Source organism: Ornithinimicrobium avium (genome assembly GCF_003351765.1).
Taxonomy (GTDB): Bacteria; Actinomycetota; Actinomycetes; order Actinomycetales; family Dermatophilaceae; genus Ornithinicoccus; species Ornithinicoccus avius.
The window spans coordinates 95,389-117,251 of sequence record NZ_CP031229.1 but is presented as its reverse complement, the minus strand read 5'-3'; the positions used below and the strand labels follow the sequence as shown (position 1 = coordinate 117,251).

Genomic DNA, 21,863 nt, shown 5'->3' with positions numbered 1-21,863 from the left:
TGGTCAGTTGACGCGTCAACAACCCGAGGATGTGCGGTGTTCCCCGCTAGTTCTTGCCGTCCTCCTTGAGGAACTTCTCGAAGCCGGCGGGCAGCTTGAGGCCGGAGAGCTCCCCGGCGTCGCCTCCGTCCGCCCCGGGCTGGCCCAGCGCACCGGCGCCGAAGGCGTTCTCCAGCGAGGACTGCCGCGCCGACTCCGCCTTTTGGGCCGCCTCGCGCTCCTGCTGGGCGCGCTTGGCCGGGTTGCCGGACCTGCCCTTCTTCTTCGGGGCCGGCCTGCCGCGCCTGCCGCCGCCGGGGCCACCCATGCCCGGCATCCCGGGCATCCCGGGGATGCCGCCGCCCTTCTTGAGCTGGCGCATCATCTTCTGCGCCTCGCCGAAGCGCTCGAGCAGCTGGTTGACCTCGCTGGGCGAGACCCCCGAGCCGCGGGCGATGCGTGCCCGGCGCGAGCCGTTGATCTGCTTGGGGTGGTTGCGCTCGAAGGGGGTCATCGAGCGGACCATGGCCTCGACCCGGTCGAACTCCCGCTCGTCCAGGGCGTCGAGCTGGGCACGCATGCCCTGCATACCGGGCATCATGCCGAGCATCTGCTTCAGCGAGCCCATCCGCTTGATCGCGGCCATCTGCTCGAGGAAGTCGTCGAAGGTGAAGTCCTCGTCGGCGAGGAACTTGCGGGTCATCTCCCGCGCCTGCACCTGGTCGAAGGCCTGCTCGGCCTGCTCGATGAGCGTCAGGACGTCGCCCATGTCCAGGATGCGCGAGGCCATCCGGTCGGGGTGGAAGAGCTCGACGTCCTTGACGCCCTCGCCGGTGGAGGCGTACATGATCGGCCTGCCGGTCACGCTGGCCACCGACAGTGCGGCACCACCGCGGGCGTCGCCGTCCAGCTTGGTGAGCACCGAGCCGGTGATCCCCACGCCGTCGGCGAAGGCCTTGGCCGTCTCCACCGCGGCCTGGCCGATCATCGCGTCGATGACGAAGAGCACCTCGTCGGCGTCGGTCTCGACCCGGATGTCGTGCGCCTGGCGCATGAGCTCCACGTCGACCGCGAGCCGGCCGGCGGTGTCGATGATGAGGATGTCGTTGCCCCTGCGCCGGGCCTCCTCGACGCCGTCGACGGCGACGTCGACCGGGTCGCCGAAGGAGCGGGTCCCCTCCCCCGACTCCAGCGCGGCGTCGTGGCCGAAGACGTTGCCGCGCTCCGGGGCGAAGACCGGGACGCCGGCCCGCTCGCCGACGACCTCCAGCTGGGTGACCGCGTTGGGCCTCTGCAGGTCGGCCGCGACGAGCATCGGCGTGTGGCCCTGGCCCTTGAGCAGGTGCGCGAGCTTGCCCGCGAAGGTCGTCTTGCCCGAGCCCTGCAGGCCGGCGAGCATGATCACCGTCGGCGGGTTCTTGGCCAGCTGGAGGCGACGGGTCTGGCCGCCGAGGATCCCGACGAGCTCCTCGTTGACGATCTTGACGACCTGCTGGGCAGGGTTGAGCGCCTGGTGCACCTCGGCACCGAGGGCGCGTTCGCGCACGCTCCCGGTGAACTGCTTGACGACGGGGAGCGCGACGTCGGCGTCGAGGAGCGCGATCCGGATGTCGCGGATCGTCGCGTTGACGTCGGACTCTGTGACGGTGCCCTTGCGCTTGAGGTTCTTGAAGGTCAGCGTCAGACGGTCGGAGAGACTGGTGAACACCCGGCAAGGATACGTTGAGCAGATGAACGCCCCGGTCTCCGCCGTCCGCCGCCGTCTGTCCCGCTCCCTGCGCGACCGGGTGGCGGGCCCGGACGCCGAGCGCAGGGCGCACGCCATCTGGCTGGCCCCGGGCGAGCGCCGCTTCGCCCCCGACGACCCCATCTGCCGGGTGCAGGGCCATGCAGGCATGTATGCCGGGGGCATCCGCGCCCTGCTCCTACAGTCGCTCCACCCGTTGGCGATGGCCGGGGTCGGGGAGCACTCGGGCTACCGGGACGACCCGTGGGGCCGGCTGCAGCGCACCAGCGAGTTCATCGCGATGACGACCTTCGGGCCGGTCAAGGCGGCCGAGCGGCTCATCGACCGGATCAACCGGGTCCACGAGACCGTGACCGGCACCGACCGGCAGGGGCGGGCCTACTCGGCCACCGACCCGCACCTGCTGGCCTGGGTGCACGTCGCCGAGATCGACAGCTTCCTGACCGGCCACCAGCGCTACTCCCGCACACCGCTGACCCCCGCCGAGGCCGACACCTACGTCGACCAGGCCTCCTACGTCGCCGGCCGGCTCGGCGTCCTGGACCCGCCGCGGACGGTGGCCGAGCTGGGGAGCCAGCTCGCGGCATACCGTCCAGAGCTGGAGACCACGCCGGGCGCGCTGGACGTCGTGCGTTTCCTGCTGCGCGAGCCGCCGCTGCCGGTGGTGGCCAGGCCGGGGTTCTGGCTGCTGGCGGCCGGCGCGATCGACATGCTGCCGGACTACGCCCGCAAGATGCTCGGCCTGGGGCTGCCCGGCCGGCTCGGGGCCCTCGACCCCGTGGCGCTGCGCGCGGTGGCCGGCCCGCTGGGTCGTGTGGGCACCGGCGCGATCGCCTGGGCCCTCGGTGACCCGTCCGAGCCTCGCAACGCCCCCGTCAGCGTGCGGCGCGCGGGGCACGGCGGCGACTGAGCGACGACCCGGGGCCACCGGCGAACCGACGTGCAGGAATGCCGTGACACGGACGTACGCGGGAGTACCGCCGGGTCACGGCATTTCCGCACGAGGGTTCTCGCGGGCCTGTCAGCCGACGACTCCTCCAATCGGCTTCCGCGACCCGCTCCGGGCCTCGCTCGTCCCTCGCTCGTGTCCTCGCGGGCCTGTCAGCCGACGACTCCTCCGGTCGGCTTCCGCGACCCGCTCCGGGCCTCGCTCGTCCCTCGCTCGTGTCCTCGCGGGCCTGTCAGCCGACGACTCCTCCGGTCGGCTTCCGCGACCCGCTCCGGGCCTCGCTCGTCCCTCGCTCGTGTCCTCGCGGGCCTGTCAGCCGACGATGGCCCCGACGAACGCCTCCGGGTCGAAGGGCGCCAGGTCGTCCGGGCCCTCGCCCAGTCCGATGAGCTTGACCGGGACGCCGAGCTTGCGCTGGACGTTGACCACGATGCCGCCCTTGGCGGTGCCGTCCAGCTTGGTCAGCACGATGCCGGTGATCGCGACCTGCTTGGCGAACTCCTCAGCCTGGCGCATGCCGTTCTGCCCGGTGGTGGCGTCCAGGACGAGCAGCACCTCGCCCACCGGTGCCAGCTTCTCGACGACGCGCTTGATCTTGCCCAGCTCGTCCATCAGGCCACGCTTGGTGTGCAGCCGGCCGGCGGTGTCGATGATCACCACGTCCGACTCCAGCTCGATGCCACCCTTGACCGCCTCGTAGGCCACCGACGCGGGGTCGGCGCCCTCCTGGTGGGAACGCACGGTCGGGACACCGACCCGCTCGCCCCAGGTGGTCAGCTGCTCGGCGGCCGCAGCACGGAAGGTGTCGGCCGCGCCGAAGAGCACGTCCTTGTCCTCGGCCACGAGCACCCGTCCCAGCTTGCCGACGGTCGTGGTCTTGCCGGTGCCGTTGACGCCGACGACGAGGATGACGGCGGGATGCCCGTCCTCGCGGCTGGCCGCGATGCGCCGATCCATGGTCGGGTCTACCAGCCGGAGCAGGTCGTCGTGCAGCCACCGGCGGACCTGGTCGGGGTCGGTGGTGCCGTCGACCTTGACCTGCGTGCGCAGCGAGTCGACGAGCTCCTGCGTCGCCTCGACACCGAGGTCGGAGGCCAGGAGCGTGTCCTCCACGTCCTCCCAGTCGCCCTCGTCCAGCCCGCCTCGGGAGAGCAGCCCGAGCAGGACGTTGCCGATCGCCGAGTTGGACCGCGCCAGGCGTGCCCGTAGCCGCTGGAGCCGCCCGCGGGCCGACTCCGGCCGCTCGAGCGAGGGAACCTCCGGCTCGGTCGGCGCCTCCGGCTCGACGGCGACGCCGCCACCGCGGTTCTCGACCTCCTCCTCGGAGGTACGTCCGGGAGCCAGGACGTCGCCCGAGGCCTCGGTGCGGTCCACCCGTGGCGGGCGGGGAGCGGACTTGGGTCCCGACCTCCCGCCGCCGCGGAACAGCGCCACCAGGACGGCCAGGCCGCCCAGGACGACGACGGTGACGAGAGTCAGGATCTCCCAGAGCTGATCGATCGGTCCCACGAGGGCAAGTCTCCCAGACGGTGGCGGTTAGGGCCGACCTGGCGGTGCGCCGCTCCACCACGGCTGCGCACCCCGGTCGTCGGTCGGACCCGATGAGGGAAGGAGGAAGAAGAAGGTTCGGCGGGACGCGACGCGCAGGACGCGTGCGGTCCGAAGAGTCAGCTCGCGGCGCGGTAGCCGTCCTGGCCGTCGCGCTCGGCGACCACCGTGGCTTCGGCCTGCGGCTCGTCGCCCGCGGGCCCGGCATCGGCCACGTCACCGCTGCTGCGGCGATCGGCGCCCCTCTCCGGAAGCCGGGCGGCCAGGTCGCGGGTGCGCTCGGCGGCGGAGCGCCCGAGCCGCTCGCCGCGGTGCCGCACCTTGTCGGTGGTACGGCGCGCCCCGGCGATCAGCTCCTCGCCCTCGGCGGTCCAGAACTCGCCACGACCCTCGCGCCGGGCCTCGAGGAGCACGTAGCCGACGATGCCCAGACCGACGGCGACGCAGAAGAGGATGGCAAGGAAGAGGGCGAGCATGGGACCAGTGTGGCAAGAGCGCAGGGCCAACCACGAATCGCCCGACGGCGTGTCTCTCAGCAGGGACGGTCCACCCCGGCTCACGCGCGCGCCTGCTCGGGACTGCGGTCCATCTCCGCGCCCGCGGCAGCGTCCGAAGCCTCCGCGATGCCGGCACCGTCCTCGGGGTCCGGCACGGCACTCCCCGCGGTGACCGGTCCGGCCGCGCCCTGCGGCGTCACGTCCTTGACCCGCTGGCTCACCACCGTCGTCACGCCGTCGCCCTGCATCGAGACGCCGTAGAGCGCGTCGGCGACCTCCATCGTGCGCTTCTGGTGGGTGATGACGATGAGCTGGCTGGAGTCGCGCAGCTCCTCGAAGAGCGTGATCAGCCGGCCCAGGTTGGTGTCGTCCAGCGCCGCCTCGACCTCGTCCATGATGTAGAACGGGCTCGGCCGTGCCTTGAAGATCGCCACCAGCAGCGCCACCGCCGTCAGCGACCGCTCGCCGCCGGAGAGCAGCGAGAGCCGCTTGATCTTCTTGCCCGGCGGCCGCGCCTCGACCTCGATGCCGGTGGTGAGCATGTCGTCGGGGTCGGTCAGCGTGATCCGCCCCTCGCCACCGGGGAACAACCGGGAGAACACCCGCTCGAACTGCTCGGCCGTGTCGTGGAAGGCCTGGGTGAAGACCTGCTCGACCCGCTCGTCGACCTCCTTGACGATCTCCAGCAGGTCCGCCTTGGAGCGACGCAGGTCCTCGACCTGCTCGGCCAGGAAGGTATGGCGTTCCTCCAGCGCCGCGAACTCCTCCAGCGCCAGGGGGTTGACCCGCCCCAGCTGGGCCAGCCGGCGCTCGGCCGCCCGCAGCCGCTTGTCCTGCACCTCGCGCACGAACGGCGCCGGCTCGGGCCGCTCCGCCTCGTCGGCGGGGTCGTCTGGCCCGGCGATGTGCGGGATGAGCCGGTGCGGGCCGTACTCCTCGACCAGGGTCGCCGGGTCGACGCCGAGCTCCTCGACCGCACGGGTCTGGAGCGCCTCGATCCGCAGCCGCTGCTCGGCGCGGGCGATCTCGTCGGCGTGCACGGAGTCGGTCAGGTCGCGCAGCTCGGCGGCCAGCTCCTGGGCCCGGGACCGGGCCGCGGCCAGCTGCTGGTCGCGCTCGGCCTGCCGCGCGCGGGCGACCTCCCGCTCCTGCTCCGCCTGCGCCACCAGGTGCCCCACCCGCTCGACGAGGTATGCCGCTGCGCTCCCGACCGCCTCCGCGGTGCGGCGCTCCTCGGCCCGGCGGGCGCGGCGCCGGGCCGCGCGCTCGCGGGCAGCGAGCTCGTTGCGGGCCGCCGCCTCGAGGCCGTCGGCCCGTCCGGCGAGCGCCCGGGCCCGCTCCTCCTGGGTGCGCAGCGCCAGCCGGGCCTCGGTCTCGGCGCTGCGGGCGCGGGCGGCCGCCTCGGCCAGCCGCTCCCGCTCGTCGGTGTCCGGCTCGGTCGTCTCCCCGCTCTCGGCGGCGACCGACTCGGCGTCGGTGAGACGCTGCTCCAGCTCGGCCAGCTCGGCGCGGGTGGCCTCCAGCCCCTGCTCGGCGGTGGTGATCGCCGAGGACGTGCGCTCGTGCTCGGCGCGGGCCGAGCGCATGACCTGCCCCAGCTGGGCCAGCTGCTCGGCGACCGCGGTCATCCGGGCGTCGGAGTCGTGCAGGGCCTCGAGGGCGGCGTCCTCGCGCTCCTCGGCCTGCTCCAGCGCCTCCCGGGCGGTCCGCAGCGCGAACGTCGCCCGCTCGGCCCGGGCGGAGGCCCCGTCGATCCCTGCGCGCGCCTCGTCGAGCGCGGACTGCAGCTCGAGCAGGCTGGGCGCCGCGCTCGACCCGCCGCGCGCCCAGCCGGGCCCGTAGACGTCGCCCTGCTCGGTGACGACCGTGACGCCGTCGACCTCGTGCAGCAGGCGGAGCGCGTCGTCCTCGGACCCGACGAGCGCGACGCGGGCCAGCAGCCCGGTCACGGCGTGGGCCAGCCCGGCGTCGTCGGTGCCGACCGCGTCGGCGGCCCACCCGGCATACCCGGGCAGGGACGGCCAGCCCGAGCGGTCGACCTCGGGCGCGGCGTCGGGCACGAGCAGCCCGGCACGGCCCTGGTCCTGCTCGCGCAGCCAGCCCAGCGCCCGGCGGGCGGGCTCCAGCCCGTCGACGACGAGCGCCTCCCCCGCCCAGCCCAGGGCGGCGGCGACCGCGGCCTCCCGGCCGGGCTCGACGCGCAGCCGGTCGGCCAGCGTGCCCCGCACGCCGCCCACCGTGTCCGCGCCCAGCAGCGCGCTCGCGCCGTCGGTGCGGCGCAGGCTCAGCGAGAGCGCCTCGACGCGCGCCTGGAGCGTGCCCTGCTCGGCCTGCGCCGAGCGCAGCTCCTCGGTCAGCGAGGCGACCTGCTCCTCGGCCGCGGTCCGGGCCGCCTCGGCGCTCTCGTGCTCGGCGTCCAGGCCCTCCTCGCCGTCCTCGACGTCCAGGACGGTGCTCTCCAGCGCGGCGAAGTCCTGCTCGGCGGCGCCGGCGCGCTCGTCCACCGACGCGGCGGCGGCGCGCAGGCGCTCGATCTCGCCCTCACCGGCCTCGATCCGCGAGCGCTTGGCCGCGACCTGGCCGGCGAGCCGCGCCAGCCCCTCCCGACGGTCGGCGGCGGCGCGGGCGAGGCGCTGGAGCCGCGACTGCTCCTCGGCGTGGGCGGCCTCGGCGGCGCCCCGCTCCTCCGCGGCCTCCTCCAGCGCCCGGGAGAGGTCGGCGACGCGGGTGAGCAGCGCGGTCTCCTCGGCCCGGACCTGCTCGGCCCGGGCGCGCAGCTGCTCGGGGTCGCCGCCGCGGTGGTCACCGGACCCCCCGTGTTCCTGGCCCCGCAGCTCCTCCTCCTCGGCGCCCAGGAGCCGCACCCGCTCGGCGGACAGGTCGCGCAGGGCGCGCAGGCGCTCGAGGGATGAGGACAGGGAGTACCACCGGTCCTGCACCTCGGTCAGCGCCGGGCTGGCCTCGGCGCGCTCGCGCTCCAGCTCCAGCACCATGGCCTCGGCGGCCTCCACGCCCTCCTGCACGGCGGCCCTCCGGCGGACCAGCGCCTGCTCGTCGGCGATCTCCTGCTCCAGGGTGCTGGTCAGCTGGACGAGGTCGTCGGCCAGGATCCGCAGCCGGGCGTCGCGCACCTCGGCCTGGATCGTCGCAGCCCGCCGGGCGGTCTCCGCCTGGCGGCCCAGCGGCCCGAGCTGGCGGCGGATCTCGGTGACGAGGTCGGTCAGCCGGGTGAGGTTGCCCTCCATCGTGTCCAGCTTGCGCAGCGCGCGCTCCTTGCGCTTGCGGTGCTTCAGGACGCCCGCGGCCTCCTCGATGAAGCCGCGCCGCTCCTCCGGCGTGGCCCGCAGCACCGCGTCCAGCTGCCCCTGGCCGACGATGACGTGCATCTCCCGGCCGATGCCGGAGTCGGAGAGCAGCTCCTGGACGTCCAGCAGCCGGCAGCCGGTCCCGTTGATCGCGTACTCCGAGCCGCCGGAGCGGAACATCGTCCGGGTGATCGTCACCTCGGTGTAGTCGATCGGCAGCGCCCCGTCGGTGTTGTCGATCGTCATCGACACCTCGGCGCGGCCCAGCGGCGGGCGGCCCGAGGTGCCGGCGAAGATGACGTCCTCCATCTTGCCGCCGCGCAGGCTCTTGGCCCCCTGCTCCCCCATCACCCAGGCGAGCGCGTCGACGACGTTGGACTTGCCCGAGCCGTTGGGCCCCACGATGCAGGTGATGCCGGGCTCCAGGCGCATGGTCGTCGCGGAGGCGAACGACTTGAACCCCTTGAGGGTCAGGCTCTTGACGTACACGCGGGCTGGCTTCTCACGGTCGGCGACGGTGGCTTGGTGGGCGCCACACTACCCGCGAGGTATGCCGTTCCCCGGCAACCGGCGCCACCCCCGTCGACCCCTCAGCGCTCGACGAAGCCGGTCAGCCCGGGCCGCGGCGCGTGCCGCTGGACGACGACGGCGTCCACCCGACCGGGCCTGGAGCGCGTGGACGGGTCCTCGCGGAGCAGGTCGACGAGCGCCTCGACGTCCGCCTCCTCACCCTGGGCGAGCACCTCCACCCGCCCGTCCGCCAGGTTGCGGGCGTGCCCGACCAGACCGAGCTCCAGGGCCCGCGCCCGTGTCCACCAGCGGAATCCGACACCCTGGACGCGGCCGCGGACGAAGACCAGTGCGCGCTCCATACCCGCGAGGCTACGGTGGGAGGGTGAGCACGGCATACCCGCCCATCGTCGACCGACCGGTGCGCTGGGGGCTGCTCGGCGCCGGGTCGATCGCCCCCGCCCTCGTCCGTGCGGTCGCCTCGACCTCCGGCGGCGAGGTGGTCGCGGTCGCGGCCCGCGACGGCGCCCGGGCGCAGGCCTTCGCCGACGAGCACGGCGTCCCGCGCGCCTGGGGCAGCTACGCCGAGCTGCTCGCCGACGACGGGGTGGACGTCGTCTACATCTCCTCGACCCACCCCCACCACGCGGCGCAGGCGCTGGACTGCCTCGCGGCCGGCAAGCACGTCCTCGTCGAGAAGCCGATCACGCTCACCGTCCGCGACACCGAGGCGGTGCTGGACCGCGCCCGGGCCCGGGGCCTGTTCGCGATGGAGGCGATGTGGACCCGCTGCCTGCCGCTGGTGCGCGAGCTGCTGGGCCGCGTGCGCTCCGGCGAGCTGGGGCAGGTCCGGTCGGTCTTCGCCGCGTTCACGGTGCCGTTCGGGTATGACGAGTCGCACCGCCTCTTCGACCTCGCCAACGGCGGCGGCGCCCTCATGGATCTCGGCGTCTACCCGGTCACGCTCGCGCACCTGCTCGCCGGCCACCCGACCGACGTGCAGGTCATCGGCAGCACCGTGCCCACGGGTGCCGACGACCAGGTCGGGCTGCAGTGGCGCAGCGAGGACGGCGTCCTGGTCCAGGTGCTGTGCGACTCCCAGAGCCACGGCGCCTCGCGCACGGTCGTGCGCGGCACCGGCGGCTGGATCGAGGTCCACGGACCGGTCAACGACCCCGAGTCCTTCACGGTGCACCGCGCCGGCGACGGCCCCGAGCAGGTGACCGGCGAGCGGCGCGGCTTCGTGCACCAGGTCCAGGAGGTCCACCGCTGCCTGCGCGAGGGCCTGGTCGAGTCGCCGCTGGTGCCCCACGAGGCGTCGGTCGCGGTGATGACGGTGCTGGAGAGCGTGCGCCACGAGCTCGGGGTGCGCTACCCGCAGGAGGAGGAGCTCCGGCGCGCGTGAGGCCGGCAGCCCCGGCAGACCAGGGCCCTCAGCCGGCCCGGTGCCGCCGCGGGCGGGGCTGGCAGCGCGGGCAGAAGTGCGAGGAGCGGTTCATGAACTCCTGCCGGACCACGGTCGTGCCGCACCGCGGGCAGGGCCGCCCCGTCTGCCCGTAGACCGCCAGCGCCCGGTCGAAGTAGCCGCTGGCCCCGTTGACGTTGACGTAGAGCGCGTCGAAGCTCGTCCCGCCCTGGTCCAGCGCCTCGCGCATGACCTCCGCGGCGTGGTCGAGCAGCCGGCCGATGGCCGGCCGGGTGAGGGCGGACCCGCTGCGAGAGCCGTGCACGCCGGCGCGCCACAGCGCCTCGTCGGCGTAGATGTTGCCCACCCCGCTGACCACGCCCTGGTCCAGCAGCACCCGCTTGACCTCGCTGTCCCTGGCCTTGATCCGCCGGACGGTGGCGGCCCGGTCGAAGGCCGGCTCGAGCGGGTCCGGCGCGATGTGCACGACCGGCTCCGGTATGCCGTGCCCGTGCGCCCCGGGCACGGCATACCGGTCGGGCCGGAGCGGGGCGAGCGCCAGCCCGCCGAACGTGCGCTGGTCGACGAAGCGCAGCTGGGTGCCGCCGTCGGCGAGGTCGAAGGTCGCGTGCAGGTGCTTCTCGGGCGGCGCGCCGGCGGCCTCGACGAGGAGCTGGCCGCTCATGCCGAGGTGCACGACCAGGGCCTGCGGGTCGTCGTGGGGCGGCTGGAGGACCATCCACAGGTACTTGCCGCGGCGGTCGGCGGCGACCACCTTCGCCCCGGTGACGCGGGCGGCGAGGTCCTCGGGCCCGGCGACGTGCCGACGCGCGACGCGCACGCCGGTCAGCCGGGCCCGCTCGACGGTGCGGCCGACCACGTGGTCGACCAGGCCGCGGCGGACGACCTCGACCTCGGGAAGCTCAGGCACCCGCCACCGGGAGGCCGGTCCCGTCCTCCACGCTCTCGTCCTCGACGGTCCTGTCGTCCGACCCGTCGTCCCCGGCCGCCACGCCGTCCTTCGGCGGGCCCGCCGTCGGGTCGACCTCGGCCACCCGCGCGGCGCGCTCGGTGAGCACGTGCCAGGCCGCCTCGGCGGCCCGCTGCTCTGCCCCCTTCTTGGAGCGGCCCGTCCCGGTGCCGAGCACCTCGCCGTCGACGAGGGCGTGGGCGGTGAAGAACTTGTCGTGGTCGGGCCCCTCGGAGGTCACCTGGTAGACCGGCGGCCCGAGCTCACCGGTCGAGGCCGCCTCCTGCAGGCTGGTCTTCCAGTCGAGCGCGGCGCCCAGCGCGGCGCTGCGGCGCATGAGCGGGTCGAGCAGGTGGTGCACGAAGGTGTCGGCGGCGGGCATGCCCCCGCAGAGGTAGACGCAGCCGATGACCGCCTCGGTCGTGTCCGCCAGGATGGAGGCCTTGCCCCGTCCCCCGGTGGTCTCCTCGCCCTTGCCGAGCAGCACGAAGTCGCCCAGGTCGATGACCCGGGCGACCTCTGCCAGCGCCCTGGAGTTGACGACCGCGGCACGCAGCTTGGCCAGCCTGCCCTCGGGCAGGTCGGGGTGCGCGCGGTAGAGCGTGTCGGTGACGACGATCCCCAGCACGGAGTCCCCCAGGAACTCGAGCCGCTCGTTGTGCGGCAGCCCGTCGTGCTCGTAGGAGTAGGACCGGTGCGTCAGGGCACGCTGCAGCAGCGCCTCGTCGCAGCGTTCGCCGACGACCTCCGCGAGGTAGTCGTTGAGCTCGGCGGCGGGGCGCATACGCGGGGGGTGCGCTCAGTCCTGGTGCTCGGTGCGCTCGGCGGCCACGTAGTGGCGGCCGGCGTAGGTGCCGCAGGTGGTGCAGGCCTGGTGCGGGGTGCGCACGGAGCCGCACTGCGGGCAGGTCGACAGCGCGATCGGCGCCGCCTTCCAGTTGGAGCGACGGCTCCGGGTGTTGGAGCGCGACATCTTCCGCTTCGGGACGGCCACGTCAGTTCCTCTTCTTCGTCTCGTCGTCGGTCGGCGTGCCCATCGCGGACAGCGCCGACCACCTGGGGTCGATCACGTCGTGGTGGTGGTCCGGGTCGTCGGCCAGGCGTGCCCCGCACTCGGAGCACAGACCCGGACAGTCGTCCCGGCACACCGGCTGGAACGGCAGCGCGGTCACGACGGCGTCCCTGACGACCTCCTCGAGGTCCATCAGGTCGCCGTCGAGGACATGCTGCTCGTCCTCGTCGGTCTCGGTGTCCTTGCCGCCGCCCTTGCGGGACGGCGGCGCGGTCACCTTGTGGTGATGCGCCGCACGCTCGGGATAGGCGAACAGCTCCTGCAGACCGACCTCGAGGTCAACCTCGAGGTCCTCCAGGCACCGCACGCACATCCCGCTCGCCGTGGCCGTGACCGTCCCCGTGACCAGGACGCCCTCGACGACCGACTCCATCCGCAGGTCCAGCTCGACCGGCTGGCCGACCTGGACCGCGACGACGTCGGTGCCGATGCGCTCGGGCGCCGTGACGGTGCGGGACAGCTCGCGCATGGCGCCCGGTCGCCGGACGAGCTCCCGGGTGTCGACCACCCAGGGGCCCTCCTGCTCGTGAGCAGCCATGATTCGTCTGTCCCTCGTGCACTCGTGACGGTTGCGGTGACGGTCCTGTCCAGGGCGAGACTGCACGGACACAAACCGACGCACCAGCCTATCCGAGCAGGTGCCCCGGACTCAAACCCGGTCCAGCGAGCGCAGCGCCTCCAGCACCTGGGCCGGCACCAGACCGGTCACGTCGCCGCCGTAGCGGTGGACCTCCTTGACCAGGGAGCTGGAGACGTGCTCCAGGCCGGGGTCGCCGGGCAGGAAGACGGTCTCGACACCGGTGAGGTGCCTGTTCATCCTGGCCATCGGCAGCTCGTAGGCGAAGTCCGTGCCGCCGCGCAGCCCCTTGACCACCGCTCCCGCGTCCACCTCCAGGCAGACGTCGACGAGCAGCCGGTCGGCGAACGCCTCCACCCGCACCCGCCCGGCCAGGTCCTCCGGCAGCGAGCCACGGATCAGCTCCAGGCGCTGCTCGACCGGGAAGGTGCCCTGCTTGGCCGGGTTGTGCAGGACCGCGACGACGACCTCCTCGAAGATCGTCGTGGCGCGCTCCACCACGTCCAGGTGCCCGTTGGTCACGGGGTCGAACGAGCCGGGGCACACGCAGCGGCGGGTGGGCGGGGTCATACCCCGTGAGCCTAGCCGTGCCCGTCACCGTGCGGTCAGGACCCGCCCTCCTCCTGCGCCGGGAGCAGACCCTTCTCGTGCGCCTCCTCCACGAGCCTGCGCACGTTGTCCTCCGACCCGGGGCGCTGGTCCAGCTGCTCGCTCCGGGCCCGCAGGAACGCCTCGCCGAGCGTGGCGCGCTCCTCCTCGCCGACCTCCTCCCGCGCGGGGTTGAGGATCGTCAGCTCCTCCTCGGTGACGTGGTGCTGGAGGACCTCGTTCATCTTCTCCACCGCGTCGTCGAACTTCTGGGTGTCGGTGCCCCGGCACTCCAGCAGGGCCAGCAGCGCCTCGTTGATCTGCGCGTGCTCGTGCTCGCCGTGGTGCACCTCCTCGGCGTCGACGTCCTCGGTCCTCCTCTCCAGGCGGGGGTAGACCTCGTGCTCCTCCGCCTCGCCGTGCGCCACGAGCACGTCGGCGAACGCCTCGCGCGCCGCCGCCCGGTCGGCCGTGCTGTCGCGCATCTCGCGCATGAGGGACTCGAACAGCCGGTGGTCCTGGAGGATGAGGTCGACGACGTCTCCGGACACGGGTCGTGGGATCGGGAAGTCAGGCATGCCCAGATCGTGGCATCCCGGCCCGCTCCCGTCGCGCCGGACCGGTCCGCGCGTCACAGGGGGGTATGAGGTGCCGGCTCCGCCAGGTGCAGCGCGGTCTCGCCGTAGGAGCGAGACCCCAGGGGGGCCAGGCCTGCCGGCCACCTCGGCTCGGGTGAGCGGACGCTGCGCTCGACGACCACCAGGGCGTCTGGAGCGAGCCAGCCGTGGTCGACCAGGAGGGCGAGCACCGTGGCGAGGCCGTCCTCGTCCAGCGGGTAGGGCGGGTCGAGCAGGACGAGGTCGTAGGCGTCCTCCGCGCCTCCCGCGCCGGGACCGCCGCGCAGCACCCGCTCCACCGGCGCGGCCTGCACCTGGACGGACCCGTCCAGGCCGAGGGTCCGGGCGTTGCGCTCGGCCAGCGCCGCCGTCGGGCGGTGCTTCTCCACGGCCAGCAGCTGCGCGGCCCCCCGGGAGAGCGACTCCAGACCCAGGGCGCCGGAGCCGGCGTAGAGGTCCAGCACCCGGGCACCGTCGAGGTCGACGAGCGCCGCCACGCGCGAGAACAGCGCCTCCCGGACGCGCTCGGTCGTCGGCCGGGTGGCCGCCCCGCGCGGGGTCGCGATGGTACGGCCGCCCAACCTGCCGGCGATGATGCGCGTCACCGGCCTCAGCCCCTCTCCAGGAAGGCGGCCCGCTCGGCGTCGAGCAGCGCCAGCTCGCGCCGCAGGGCCGGGTGCCCGGCCAGGTCCGGATCGGACTCGACGGTCGCCCAGGCCGCCTCGTGGGCCGCGACGATCAGCTCCTCGTCGCGGGCCAGGCGCAGGAAGCGCAGCCCGCTGCGGCCACCGCTCTGGGTGGCGCCCAGCACGTCGCCCTCGCGGCGGGTCTCCAGGTCGAGGCGGGCCAGCTCGAAGCCGTCGGTCGTCGAGGCGACCTGGTCCAGGCGCTCGACCGCACCGGCGTCCCCCGACCCGCCCTGGGTGACCAGCAGGCACAGCCCCGGCCGCCCGCCGCGACCCACGCGTCCCCGCAGCTGGTGCAGCTGGGAGATGCCGAACCGGTCGGCGTCGAGCACCACCATCGTCGTGGCGTCCGCGACGTCGACACCCACCTCGATGACCGTCGTGGAGACCAGCACGTCGACCGCCCCGGTGGCGAAGGCGCGCATGACCGTGTCCTTCTCCTCCCCGCTCATCCGTCCGTGGAGCGTCTCGATCCGCAGGTCGGCCGTGCTGGGCAGCGCGCGCAGCGCGCGCGCCACCTGGTGCACCCCGTGCAGCTGGGGCCCCTCCTCGGCCGGCCCGAGCTCCTCACCCCCCGTCGGGTCGTCCGTGGCTCCTGCACCCCCCTCCTCCCCGGCGGCCGGTGCGCCTGCCTGCTGCTCCGGCGCGGTGGGCCCGCCCGGCCCGACGGTGTCCGCGCCGGGCAGGTCGGGGTCGGTCTCCTCCCCGATCCGTGGGCAGACGACGTAGACCTGGCCGCCCCCGCGGGCCTCCTCGGCCACCCGCTGCCAGGTCCGCTCCAGCCAGCGCGGCTTGTCTCCGGTGACCACGTGCGTGGTGATCGGCTGGCGTCCTCGCGGCAGCTCGCGCAGGGTCGAGATGGTCATGTCGCCGTAGACGGTCATGGCGACGGTGCGCGGGATCGGGGTCGCGGTCATCACCAGCACGTGCGGCGCGGCGTCCGCCTTGGCCCGCAGGGCGTCGCGCTGCTCGACGCCGAAGCGGTGCTGCTCGTCGACCACGACGAGGCCGAGCTCGGCGAGCTGGACGTGCTCCTGGATGAGGGCGTGCGTGCCCACGACGATCCCCGCCGCCCCGGAGGCGGCCGCCAGCAGGTTGGCCCGGCGCTCGGCGGTCGACTGGCTGCCGGTGAGCAGCGCCACCCGGGTGCCCCCCTCCATACCTCCGAGCATCCCGCCCTCGGCGATCGGTCCGAGCATGGCCGTGATCGCCCGGTGGTGCTGGGCGGCGAGGACCTCGGTGGGGGCCAGCATCGCCGCCTGGCCACCGGCGTCGACGACCGCGAGCATCGCCAGCAGCGCCAGGACGGTTTTGCCGGAGCCGACCTCGCCCTGCAGGAGGCGGTTCATCGGGACGGGGCGCGACAGGTCGCTGCGCAGCTCGCCGAGGACGACGTGCTGGCCCTGGGTGAGGTCGAAGGGCAGCCGCTCCAGGAGCGCGTCGACCAGGCCCCCCTCGACGGGCTCGCGCGGCACCGCCGGCACGGCGTCGCTGGCCAGCCGGGCCTGCGCCAGGGCCGCCTGGATGACGAAGGCCTCCTGGAACTTCAGCCGCCACCGGCCCCGGCGGTGGTCCGCGACGCTCTGCGGGCGGTGCACGAGATGGTAGGCCTCGAGCAGGCCCGGCAGGTCGTGCGCGGCGCGCACCTGCTCCGGCAGCGGGTCGGGCAGCTCGACGAGGGCGTGCAGGACCAGGTCGAGCAGGTCACCGTGGACGATCGGCGAGAGCTTGGCCGTGGCCGGGTAGACCGGGACCAGGCCGCCCAGCAGCCACCCCCCGGAGGACGACCCCGCGGAGGACGGACCGGCTCCGCCGTCGAGCACGGCGTAGTCGGGGTGGGTGAGCTGGAGCTGGCGCCCGTAGGTGCCGATCTGGCCGGAGGCGACCACCCGTGCCCCGGGCACGAGCCGGTCCTGGTGACCGAACGGCTTGAAGAAGGTGAGCTGCAGGGTGCCGCCGCCGGAGTCGTCCTCGAGGTCGACCACCAGGATCCGGCCGCGCCGGGTCTTCATGGAGCGGGTCGTGGCCGAGCGTACGGTGCCGACCACGACGACGTCCTCACCGTGCGGCAGGTGGGTGAACGCGGTCGGCCGGGCGGGGTCGAGGTAGGTGCGCGGCAGGAAGTCGAGCATGTCGCGCACCGTGGTGAGGCCGCGCGCGGTCTCCAGTCGCTTGGCGCCGGCGCCGACGATCGTGCGCAGTCGGGAGTCCAGGTCCAGGCCGGTCACTCGACCCCCAGCAGGTAGGGGTAGGTCGGCTGTCCCCCGTCGATCGTGTCCACCTCGACCCCCGGGCGACGCAGGAGCAGGTCCTCCAGCACCTGGTCCAGCTCCCCGGGCTGCGCGCCGCCGCCCCGCAGGACCGTGACGATCTCCGCGTCGTCGTGCCAGAGCAGGTCCAGCAGCCGGGTGGCGACAGCGGGCAGGTCGGTGCCGACGGCGACGATCGTGTGGTCCACGATCCCGATCCACTGGCCGGGGGCGACGTGACCCACCGGCGTCTCCGCGGGGCGCTCGGCCTGCGTCAGCGCACCCGGGCGCACCGCGGCGGCGGCCTCGGACATCGCCGCCACCGCGTCCTCCGGCTCCGCCGCCAGGTCGAGAACGGCCAGCGCGGCGAGGCCCTGCACGAGGGTGCGGCTGGGCACGACGTCGACCACGACGCCCTCGCGCGCAGCGGCGTCGGCTGCGGCCATCGCGACCATGACGGTGTCGGCGTCGTTGGGCAGCAGCGCCACCCGCGGGGTGTCGCAGGCCCAGATCGCGGCGAGCAGCTGGCCCGCCGAGGCGCGGTGGCGCGGCCCGGAGGGGACCACCTGGGCACCGCCGGCCGCGAGGAGCCGCTCGACGCCCGCCCCGAGCCCGCAGGCGACCACGGCCAGCGCGGGCCGTGCCTCCGCCGCGCCGGGGCCGCCGTCCGTGCCGTCGGGATCCCCGTCGGTCGCGCGGGAGCTCAGGGCTTCCCGGAGCGCCTCGCAGGGTGCGGCCGGTCCGGGCAGCGGCGCGAGCGCGCTGCCGTCCTTCAGGGAGGTCATCCGCACGTCCTCGACCACGCCGGCCAGGGCGCCCGCCTCGACGGCGAGCCTCGGGTCGTCGAGGTGCACGTGGACCTGGTAGTCGTGCGGTCCGCCGGCCACGGCGACCGAGGTGCCCAGCCGGACCAGGTGGGCCCTCAGCCTCCCGGCCCGCCCCTCGTCGCTGCCGGTGAGCAGGAACATCACCTCCACGCTCCCCCCGTCGGGCCCGGCGCGGCCCGCTGCGGGGCGGCGGTCCTCCCCGGCCCCGACCTCCCACCACGTGGGCAGCTCGGCCGTCCTTCGCTGGGGCCGGTCCTCCAGCACGGCCTGCAACGCCTCCACCACCAGGACGAGCCCTGCGCCGCCCGCGTCGACGACGCCCGCGTGGCGCAGCTCGGGCAGCTGCTCCGGGGTGCGCGCGAGGGCCTCGCGGGCTCCCTCGAGCGCCTCGCTGACGACGTCCAGCACGTCGATCTCGCCTTCCTCCGAGTGCAGCGGGCGACCCCGGTCGACCGCAGCGCGGGCGCTCTGCGCCGCCGCCCGCGCCACCGAGAGGATCGTGCCCTCGACCGGTGAGGCGACCGCGTCCCAGGCGGTGCGGGCCGCGGTCTCGAACGCCACCGCCAGCTCCTCCGGTCCGGCGACCTGCACCTCGGGGCCGACCGCGTCGGACAGGCCACGGGTCAGCTGGGCGAGGATCACGCCGGAGTTGCCGCGGGCCGAGAGCAGCATCCCGCGGGCGATCAGCGCCAGGCCCTCGTCGAGCCGGTCGGTGCCCGCACCCAGGGCGAACTGGCCGCGCACGAAGTCCAACGAGCCGTCGATGGTGAGATACATGTTGGTGCCGGTGTCCCCGTCGGCGACCGGGAACACGTTGAGGTCGTCGATCCGCTCCCGCGCCCCCGCGAGCATGAGACGTGAGGTCATCGCCCAACGTCGGGCGGCGACCAGGTCGAGGCCGGGATGAGACACGTGCCCAACCTATCCGCAGCGGCCGCCGCCTCCGAGCGCCCTCCACAGGACGTCGGCGAGAAGGTCCAGATTTGGGAGCATCCCGCGCGTTCCGGTACGCTGACGAGGTTGCCCGTGACCGGTCGCGACACGTATGCCCGGTCCTGCAGCACCAGACCACCACCGGACCGACACCAGGAGAACACCGTGGCTGCCACTTGCGACGTCTGCGGCAAGGGACCGAGCTTCGGTCACAGCATCTCGCACTCCCACCGCCGCACCAAGCGCCGCTGGAACCCGAACATCCAGCGCGTGCGCGCCATGGTGGGGGCGACCCCGAAGCGCCTCAACGTGTGCACCTCCTGCCTCAAGGCAGGCAAGGTCACCCGCTGACCCGGTCCCGGGCCCGACCCGGCCCGAGCAGCACCCGAGCCGACCGCACCCAGGTGGTGCGCGTCGGCTCTTGTGCGTCTTCAGGGACCGGCCGGGCTTCAGCCGCCGAAGTGGTCCCAACCCCCCGTCGCAGGGTCCAGCCGCGACCCGTCCAGCCGCACCCCCGGCGGGCCGTCTGCGCCATCCGCCGCGACCGCCTGCCCCAGGACGGTCCACCCCGCCGGCACGGCGGAGGCCGCCGGGAAGGTGGCCAGCAGCTCGTGCTCCTCGCCCCCGGCGAGCACCTGGCGCAGGGCCCCTGAGGCGGGCAGCGCCGGGACCAGCTGCGCCGCCAACCTCTCCAGCGCGCCCCGGTCGAGCACCAGCGTGACTCCCCCGGCGCGGGCGACACGGTCGCTGTCCCGCACGAGACCGTCCGACACGTCGATCATCGCGGTCGCCCCCGCGCGTGCCGCCACCGGTCCCTGCTCCAGGTCCACGACGGGGCGCCGATGGTGGTCCAGCAGCCGTCGTTCCTGCTCGTCCCGGCCGACCGACGCACCGCCCTCCAGCAGCGCCAGCCCGGCCCCCGACCTCCCCAGCGGCCCGGACACGGCCAGGACGTCCCCCGGGCGGACGCCTCCGCGCAGCACCGGCTCCTGGACGCCGTCCGCGAGCTCGCCGAGCGCGGTGACGGCGACCATCACCGCGTCCGACGCCGTCGAGGACACGTCGCCGCCGAGGACCGGGACCCCTGCCATGCCGGCCGCGGTCGCGATACCCTCGCTCAGGCCGCGTGCCCAGTCCATCGGCAGGGTCGGCGGGGCCGCCAGCGCCACGAGGAGACCGGTGCCCCGGCCGCCCATGGCGGCCAGGTCGGCGAGGTTCTGGGTGACGACCTTGATCCCGACGTCCTGCGCCGAGGACCACTCGTCGCGCCAGTCCCGGTCGCGCACGACGGTATCCGTCGTGGCCAGCACCGCACCCCGACGGACGGCCAGGAGGGCCGTGTCGTCCCCCGGTCCCACCAGCACCCCGTCGGTCGGCAGGTCCCGGTATGCCGCGAGCACGTCACCCAGCAGGCCCGCCTCCCCCCGGCCCGCGAGCGTCGTCCCGTCGTCGGTCATCGCCGCTTCCTCCTCAACGTCCACCCCCGCACGGTAGCCTCTGGGCAGACCCCGCCCAGGAGGTGCGACGTGATCAAGGCCTACATCCTCGTCCAGACCGAGGTCGGCGCCTCTGCCGACGTCACCCGTGCCGTGCGCCAGCTCCCCGGCGTCCTGTCCGCCGAGGACGTGGCCGGGCCCTACGACGTGATCGTCGTGGTCGAGTCCCCGACCGTGCAGGCCCTGGGCCGTGAGGTCATCGCCCGGGTCCAGGCCGTCCCCCGCATCACCCGCACCACCACGTGCACCGTCGTCGAGTTCTGAGCCCGGCACTCCTGCTGCTGCCCGCGGTGGTCCTCGCCGGCTGCGGCGAGCCGCCGGTCAGGGCGGTGCCCTTCGGCGCGGCCGACTCCCCCGCGTGCCGGGCGGTCGCGGCCCACTGGCCGCAGACCGTCGGCGGCCTCACCCCCCGGGTCACGGCCGTGCAGTCCGCCGGCGTCGCCGCCTGGGGCGATCCGGCGATCGTGGCCCGGTGCGGAAAGCAGCCACCCGGTCCCACCACCGACCAGTGCCTGGACATCAACGGCGTCGACTGGGTCGCCACCGAGCTGGACGACGGGACGATGTTCACCACCTACGGGCGCTCCCCCGCGATCGAGGTGCTCGTGCCGGACTCCTACGACACGGCGCCGCTGTGGTTGCCGGCCTTCACCGGGGCGGCCGACCAGGTGGAGCAGACGCTGGGTCACTGCTCGTCCGTGACGGGCTGAGCGCCGGTCACGGACCGGGCCGGCCCGGCTCAGCGCAGGCCGAGGGGGCGCTCGAGGCCGAGCTGCACGAGCTCGTCCACCAGCTCGGGGTAGGTCATGCCGGAGGCCGCCCACACCAGCGGGTACATGGAGAAGGGCGTGAAGCCGGGCATGGTGTTGATCTCGTTGATGATCACCTCGTCGTCCTGGGTGACGAAGCAGTCGACCCTGGCCAGGCCCTCGCAGCCGGCCACCTCGAAGGCGGTGGTGGCGATCTCCCGCATCCGGGACCGCACCGCCTGGCTGACCTGCGCCGGGGCGGTGATCCGCACGTTGCCCTCGTCGAGGTACTTGGCCTCGAAGTCGTAGAACTCGTGGCCGCCGACGACGGTGACCTCCCCCGGCTCGCTGATGCGGGGGCGGTCGGTGCCGCGCCCCTGGAGGACTCCGCACTCGACCTCGCGGCCGACGATCTCCTGCTCGACGACGACCTTGGGGTCGTGCTGACGGGCCTTGTCCACGGCGGCCTCGAGCTCGTCGGGGTGGTCGACCTTCACCACGCCCACCGACGAGCCCGCCCTCGCCGGCTTGACGAACACGGGCAGGCGCAGGGCGTTGGCGGCGTCCAGGCAGGCGGCCCGGTCCCGCCGCCAGTCCAGGTCGGTGATGACGGTGAACGGCCCCACCGGCAGACCCGCGGAGGCGAAGAGCACCTTCATCACGTGCTTGTCCATCATCACCGCCGAGGCGAGCACGCCGCAGCCGACGTAGCGGATGTCGGCCATCTCCAGCAGTCCCTGGATCGTGCCGTCCTCCCCGTAGGGGCCGTGCAGGAGCGGGAAGACGACGTCGACCTCGCCCAGCGCGGTGGTGGACCCGTCCGGCTCCACCACGCGCAGCACCCGGTCCTTGCCGCCGAGCGGCACGACGACGGCACGCCCCGTGTCGACCACGGCGGGGAGCCGGCCCTCCCGGATCTCCAGCGCGGCGGGGTCGTCCTCGGCCAGCACCCAGCGTCCCTCGCGCGTGATGCCGACCGGCAGCACGTCATACCGGTCGCGGTCGATCGCCCGCAGCACGCTGGCCGCGGTGGCGCAGGAGATCGCGTGCTCCTCGGAGCGACCGCCGAAGACGAGGGCGACCCTGGGGCGCGTCGCGGCGACCGCCGGGTCGACGGGGCGGTCGGGCTGCGCGGGCTGGCTGTCCATCGGCCCCGAGC

At 74.3% G+C, this 21,863-nt stretch carries 21 protein-coding genes; 5 read left to right on the top strand and 16 right to left on the bottom strand.

Translation table 11 applies throughout. The features are described from left to right. Window positions 1-46: 46 nt before the first annotated feature. Complete coding sequence (ffh, locus tag DV701_RS00550) at window positions 47-1,687, bottom strand: signal recognition particle protein (RefSeq protein ID WP_114926637.1); 1,641 nt, start codon at window positions 1,685-1,687, stop codon at window positions 47-49. A 22-nt stretch (window positions 1,688-1,709) separates the two neighbouring features. On the opposite strand from ffh, the gene DV701_RS00545 reads away from it, so the two are divergent. Next, complete coding sequence (locus DV701_RS00545; RefSeq protein WP_114926636.1) at window positions 1,710-2,636, top strand: oxygenase MpaB family protein; 927 nt, start codon at window positions 1,710-1,712, stop codon at window positions 2,634-2,636. 351 nt (window positions 2,637-2,987) lie between these two features. Here DV701_RS00545 and ftsY read toward each other — a convergent pair whose 3' ends face one another. The 4 genes from ftsY to DV701_RS00525 all read right to left on the bottom strand — a co-directional run bounded on the left by ftsY (window position 2,988) and on the right by DV701_RS00525 (window position 8,897). Then, window positions 2,988-4,184 carry a signal recognition particle-docking protein FtsY gene (ftsY, locus tag DV701_RS00540; RefSeq protein WP_114926635.1) on the bottom strand — a complete coding sequence of 399 codons (1,197 nt, stop codon included), beginning with the start codon at window positions 4,182-4,184 and terminating at the stop codon, window positions 2,988-2,990. A gap of 158 nt (window positions 4,185-4,342) precedes the next feature. Further along, window positions 4,343-4,699: a hypothetical protein gene (locus DV701_RS00535; protein ID WP_114926634.1), complete on the bottom strand. Its 357-nt coding sequence runs from the start codon at window positions 4,697-4,699 to the stop codon at window positions 4,343-4,345. 80 nt (window positions 4,700-4,779) lie between these two features. Continuing rightward, complete coding sequence (smc, locus tag DV701_RS00530; RefSeq protein WP_114926633.1) at window positions 4,780-8,514, bottom strand: chromosome segregation protein SMC; 3,735 nt, start codon at window positions 8,512-8,514, stop codon at window positions 4,780-4,782. A 101-nt stretch (window positions 8,515-8,615) separates the two neighbouring features. Continuing rightward, complete coding sequence (locus tag DV701_RS00525; protein ID WP_114926632.1) at window positions 8,616-8,897, bottom strand: acylphosphatase; 282 nt, start codon at window positions 8,895-8,897, stop codon at window positions 8,616-8,618. A 23-nt stretch (window positions 8,898-8,920) separates the two neighbouring features. On the opposite strand from DV701_RS00525, the gene DV701_RS00520 reads away from it, so the two are divergent. Beyond that, window positions 8,921-9,940, top strand: coding sequence for a Gfo/Idh/MocA family protein (locus DV701_RS00520; RefSeq protein WP_162802740.1), 1,020 nt, complete (start codon window positions 8,921-8,923; stop codon window positions 9,938-9,940). Between the two features lie 28 nt (window positions 9,941-9,968). Here the strand turns inward: DV701_RS00520 and mutM are convergent, their stop codons facing one another. The 9 genes from mutM to DV701_RS00475 form a co-directional block, all read right to left on the bottom strand. Next, complete coding sequence (gene mutM, locus DV701_RS00515; RefSeq protein ID WP_114926630.1) at window positions 9,969-10,871, bottom strand: bifunctional DNA-formamidopyrimidine glycosylase/DNA-(apurinic or apyrimidinic site) lyase; 903 nt, start codon at window positions 10,869-10,871, stop codon at window positions 9,969-9,971. Then, a complete protein-coding gene (gene rnc / locus DV701_RS00510; protein WP_114926629.1) occupies window positions 10,864-11,694 on the bottom strand; it encodes a ribonuclease III in 831 nt (276 codons plus the stop codon). The genes mutM and rnc overlap by 8 nt, the downstream gene beginning before the upstream one ends. Before the next feature lie 15 nt (window positions 11,695-11,709). Next, entirely contained in the window at window positions 11,710-11,904 is a 195-nt protein-coding gene (gene rpmF, locus DV701_RS00505) for a 50S ribosomal protein L32 (protein ID WP_114926628.1), read from the bottom strand. Window position 11,905: 1 nt separating this feature from the next. Further along, the gene (locus DV701_RS00500) at window positions 11,906-12,520 is read right to left on the bottom strand and encodes a YceD family protein (RefSeq protein WP_114926627.1); all 615 of its coding nucleotides are present in this window, start codon (window positions 12,518-12,520) and stop codon (window positions 11,906-11,908) included. A gap of 111 nt (window positions 12,521-12,631) precedes the next feature. Then, window positions 12,632-13,129, bottom strand: a complete 498-nt coding sequence (gene coaD, locus DV701_RS00495; RefSeq protein ID WP_114926626.1) for a pantetheine-phosphate adenylyltransferase — start codon at window positions 13,127-13,129, stop codon at window positions 12,632-12,634. Between the two features lie 35 nt (window positions 13,130-13,164). Beyond that, entirely contained in the window at window positions 13,165-13,725 is a 561-nt protein-coding gene (locus DV701_RS00490) for a hemerythrin domain-containing protein (RefSeq protein WP_114926625.1), read from the bottom strand. 53 nt (window positions 13,726-13,778) lie between these two features. After that, window positions 13,779-14,369 (bottom strand): 16S rRNA (guanine(966)-N(2))-methyltransferase RsmD, encoded by a 591-nt coding sequence (gene rsmD, locus DV701_RS00485; protein ID WP_114926624.1) that lies wholly within the window; start codon window positions 14,367-14,369, stop codon window positions 13,779-13,781. A 5-nt stretch (window positions 14,370-14,374) separates the two neighbouring features. Continuing rightward, complete coding sequence (locus tag DV701_RS00480) at window positions 14,375-16,678, bottom strand: ATP-dependent DNA helicase RecG (protein WP_228255133.1); 2,304 nt, start codon at window positions 16,676-16,678, stop codon at window positions 14,375-14,377. Next, the gene (locus DV701_RS00475) at window positions 16,675-18,438 is read right to left on the bottom strand and encodes a DAK2 domain-containing protein (RefSeq protein WP_162802739.1); all 1,764 of its coding nucleotides are present in this window, start codon (window positions 18,436-18,438) and stop codon (window positions 16,675-16,677) included. The genes DV701_RS00480 and DV701_RS00475 overlap by 4 nt, the downstream gene beginning before the upstream one ends. Before the next feature lie 186 nt (window positions 18,439-18,624). On the opposite strand from DV701_RS00475, the gene rpmB reads away from it, so the two are divergent. Beyond that, the gene (gene rpmB / locus DV701_RS00470) at window positions 18,625-18,810 is read left to right on the top strand and encodes a 50S ribosomal protein L28 (protein WP_084617151.1); all 186 of its coding nucleotides are present in this window, start codon (window positions 18,625-18,627) and stop codon (window positions 18,808-18,810) included. Between the two features lie 98 nt (window positions 18,811-18,908). Here the strand turns inward: rpmB and thiL are convergent, their stop codons facing one another. Beyond that, the gene (gene thiL / locus DV701_RS00465; RefSeq protein ID WP_228255132.1) at window positions 18,909-19,940 is read right to left on the bottom strand and encodes a thiamine-phosphate kinase; all 1,032 of its coding nucleotides are present in this window, start codon (window positions 19,938-19,940) and stop codon (window positions 18,909-18,911) included. A gap of 45 nt (window positions 19,941-19,985) precedes the next feature. On the opposite strand from thiL, the gene DV701_RS00460 reads away from it, so the two are divergent. Continuing rightward, complete coding sequence (locus DV701_RS00460; protein WP_114926621.1) at window positions 19,986-20,219, top strand: Lrp/AsnC ligand binding domain-containing protein; 234 nt, start codon at window positions 19,986-19,988, stop codon at window positions 20,217-20,219. Further along, a complete protein-coding gene (locus DV701_RS00455) occupies window positions 20,198-20,665 on the top strand; it encodes a DUF3515 domain-containing protein (RefSeq protein ID WP_228255131.1) in 468 nt (155 codons plus the stop codon). The genes DV701_RS00460 and DV701_RS00455 overlap by 22 nt, the downstream gene beginning before the upstream one ends. Before the next feature lie 29 nt (window positions 20,666-20,694). On the opposite strand, the gene DV701_RS00450 is transcribed toward DV701_RS00455, so the two are convergent. Next, window positions 20,695-21,852: a D-alanine--D-alanine ligase family protein gene (locus DV701_RS00450; protein ID WP_114926620.1), complete on the bottom strand. Its 1,158-nt coding sequence runs from the start codon at window positions 21,850-21,852 to the stop codon at window positions 20,695-20,697. Between the last annotated feature and the right edge of the window lie 11 nt (window positions 21,853-21,863).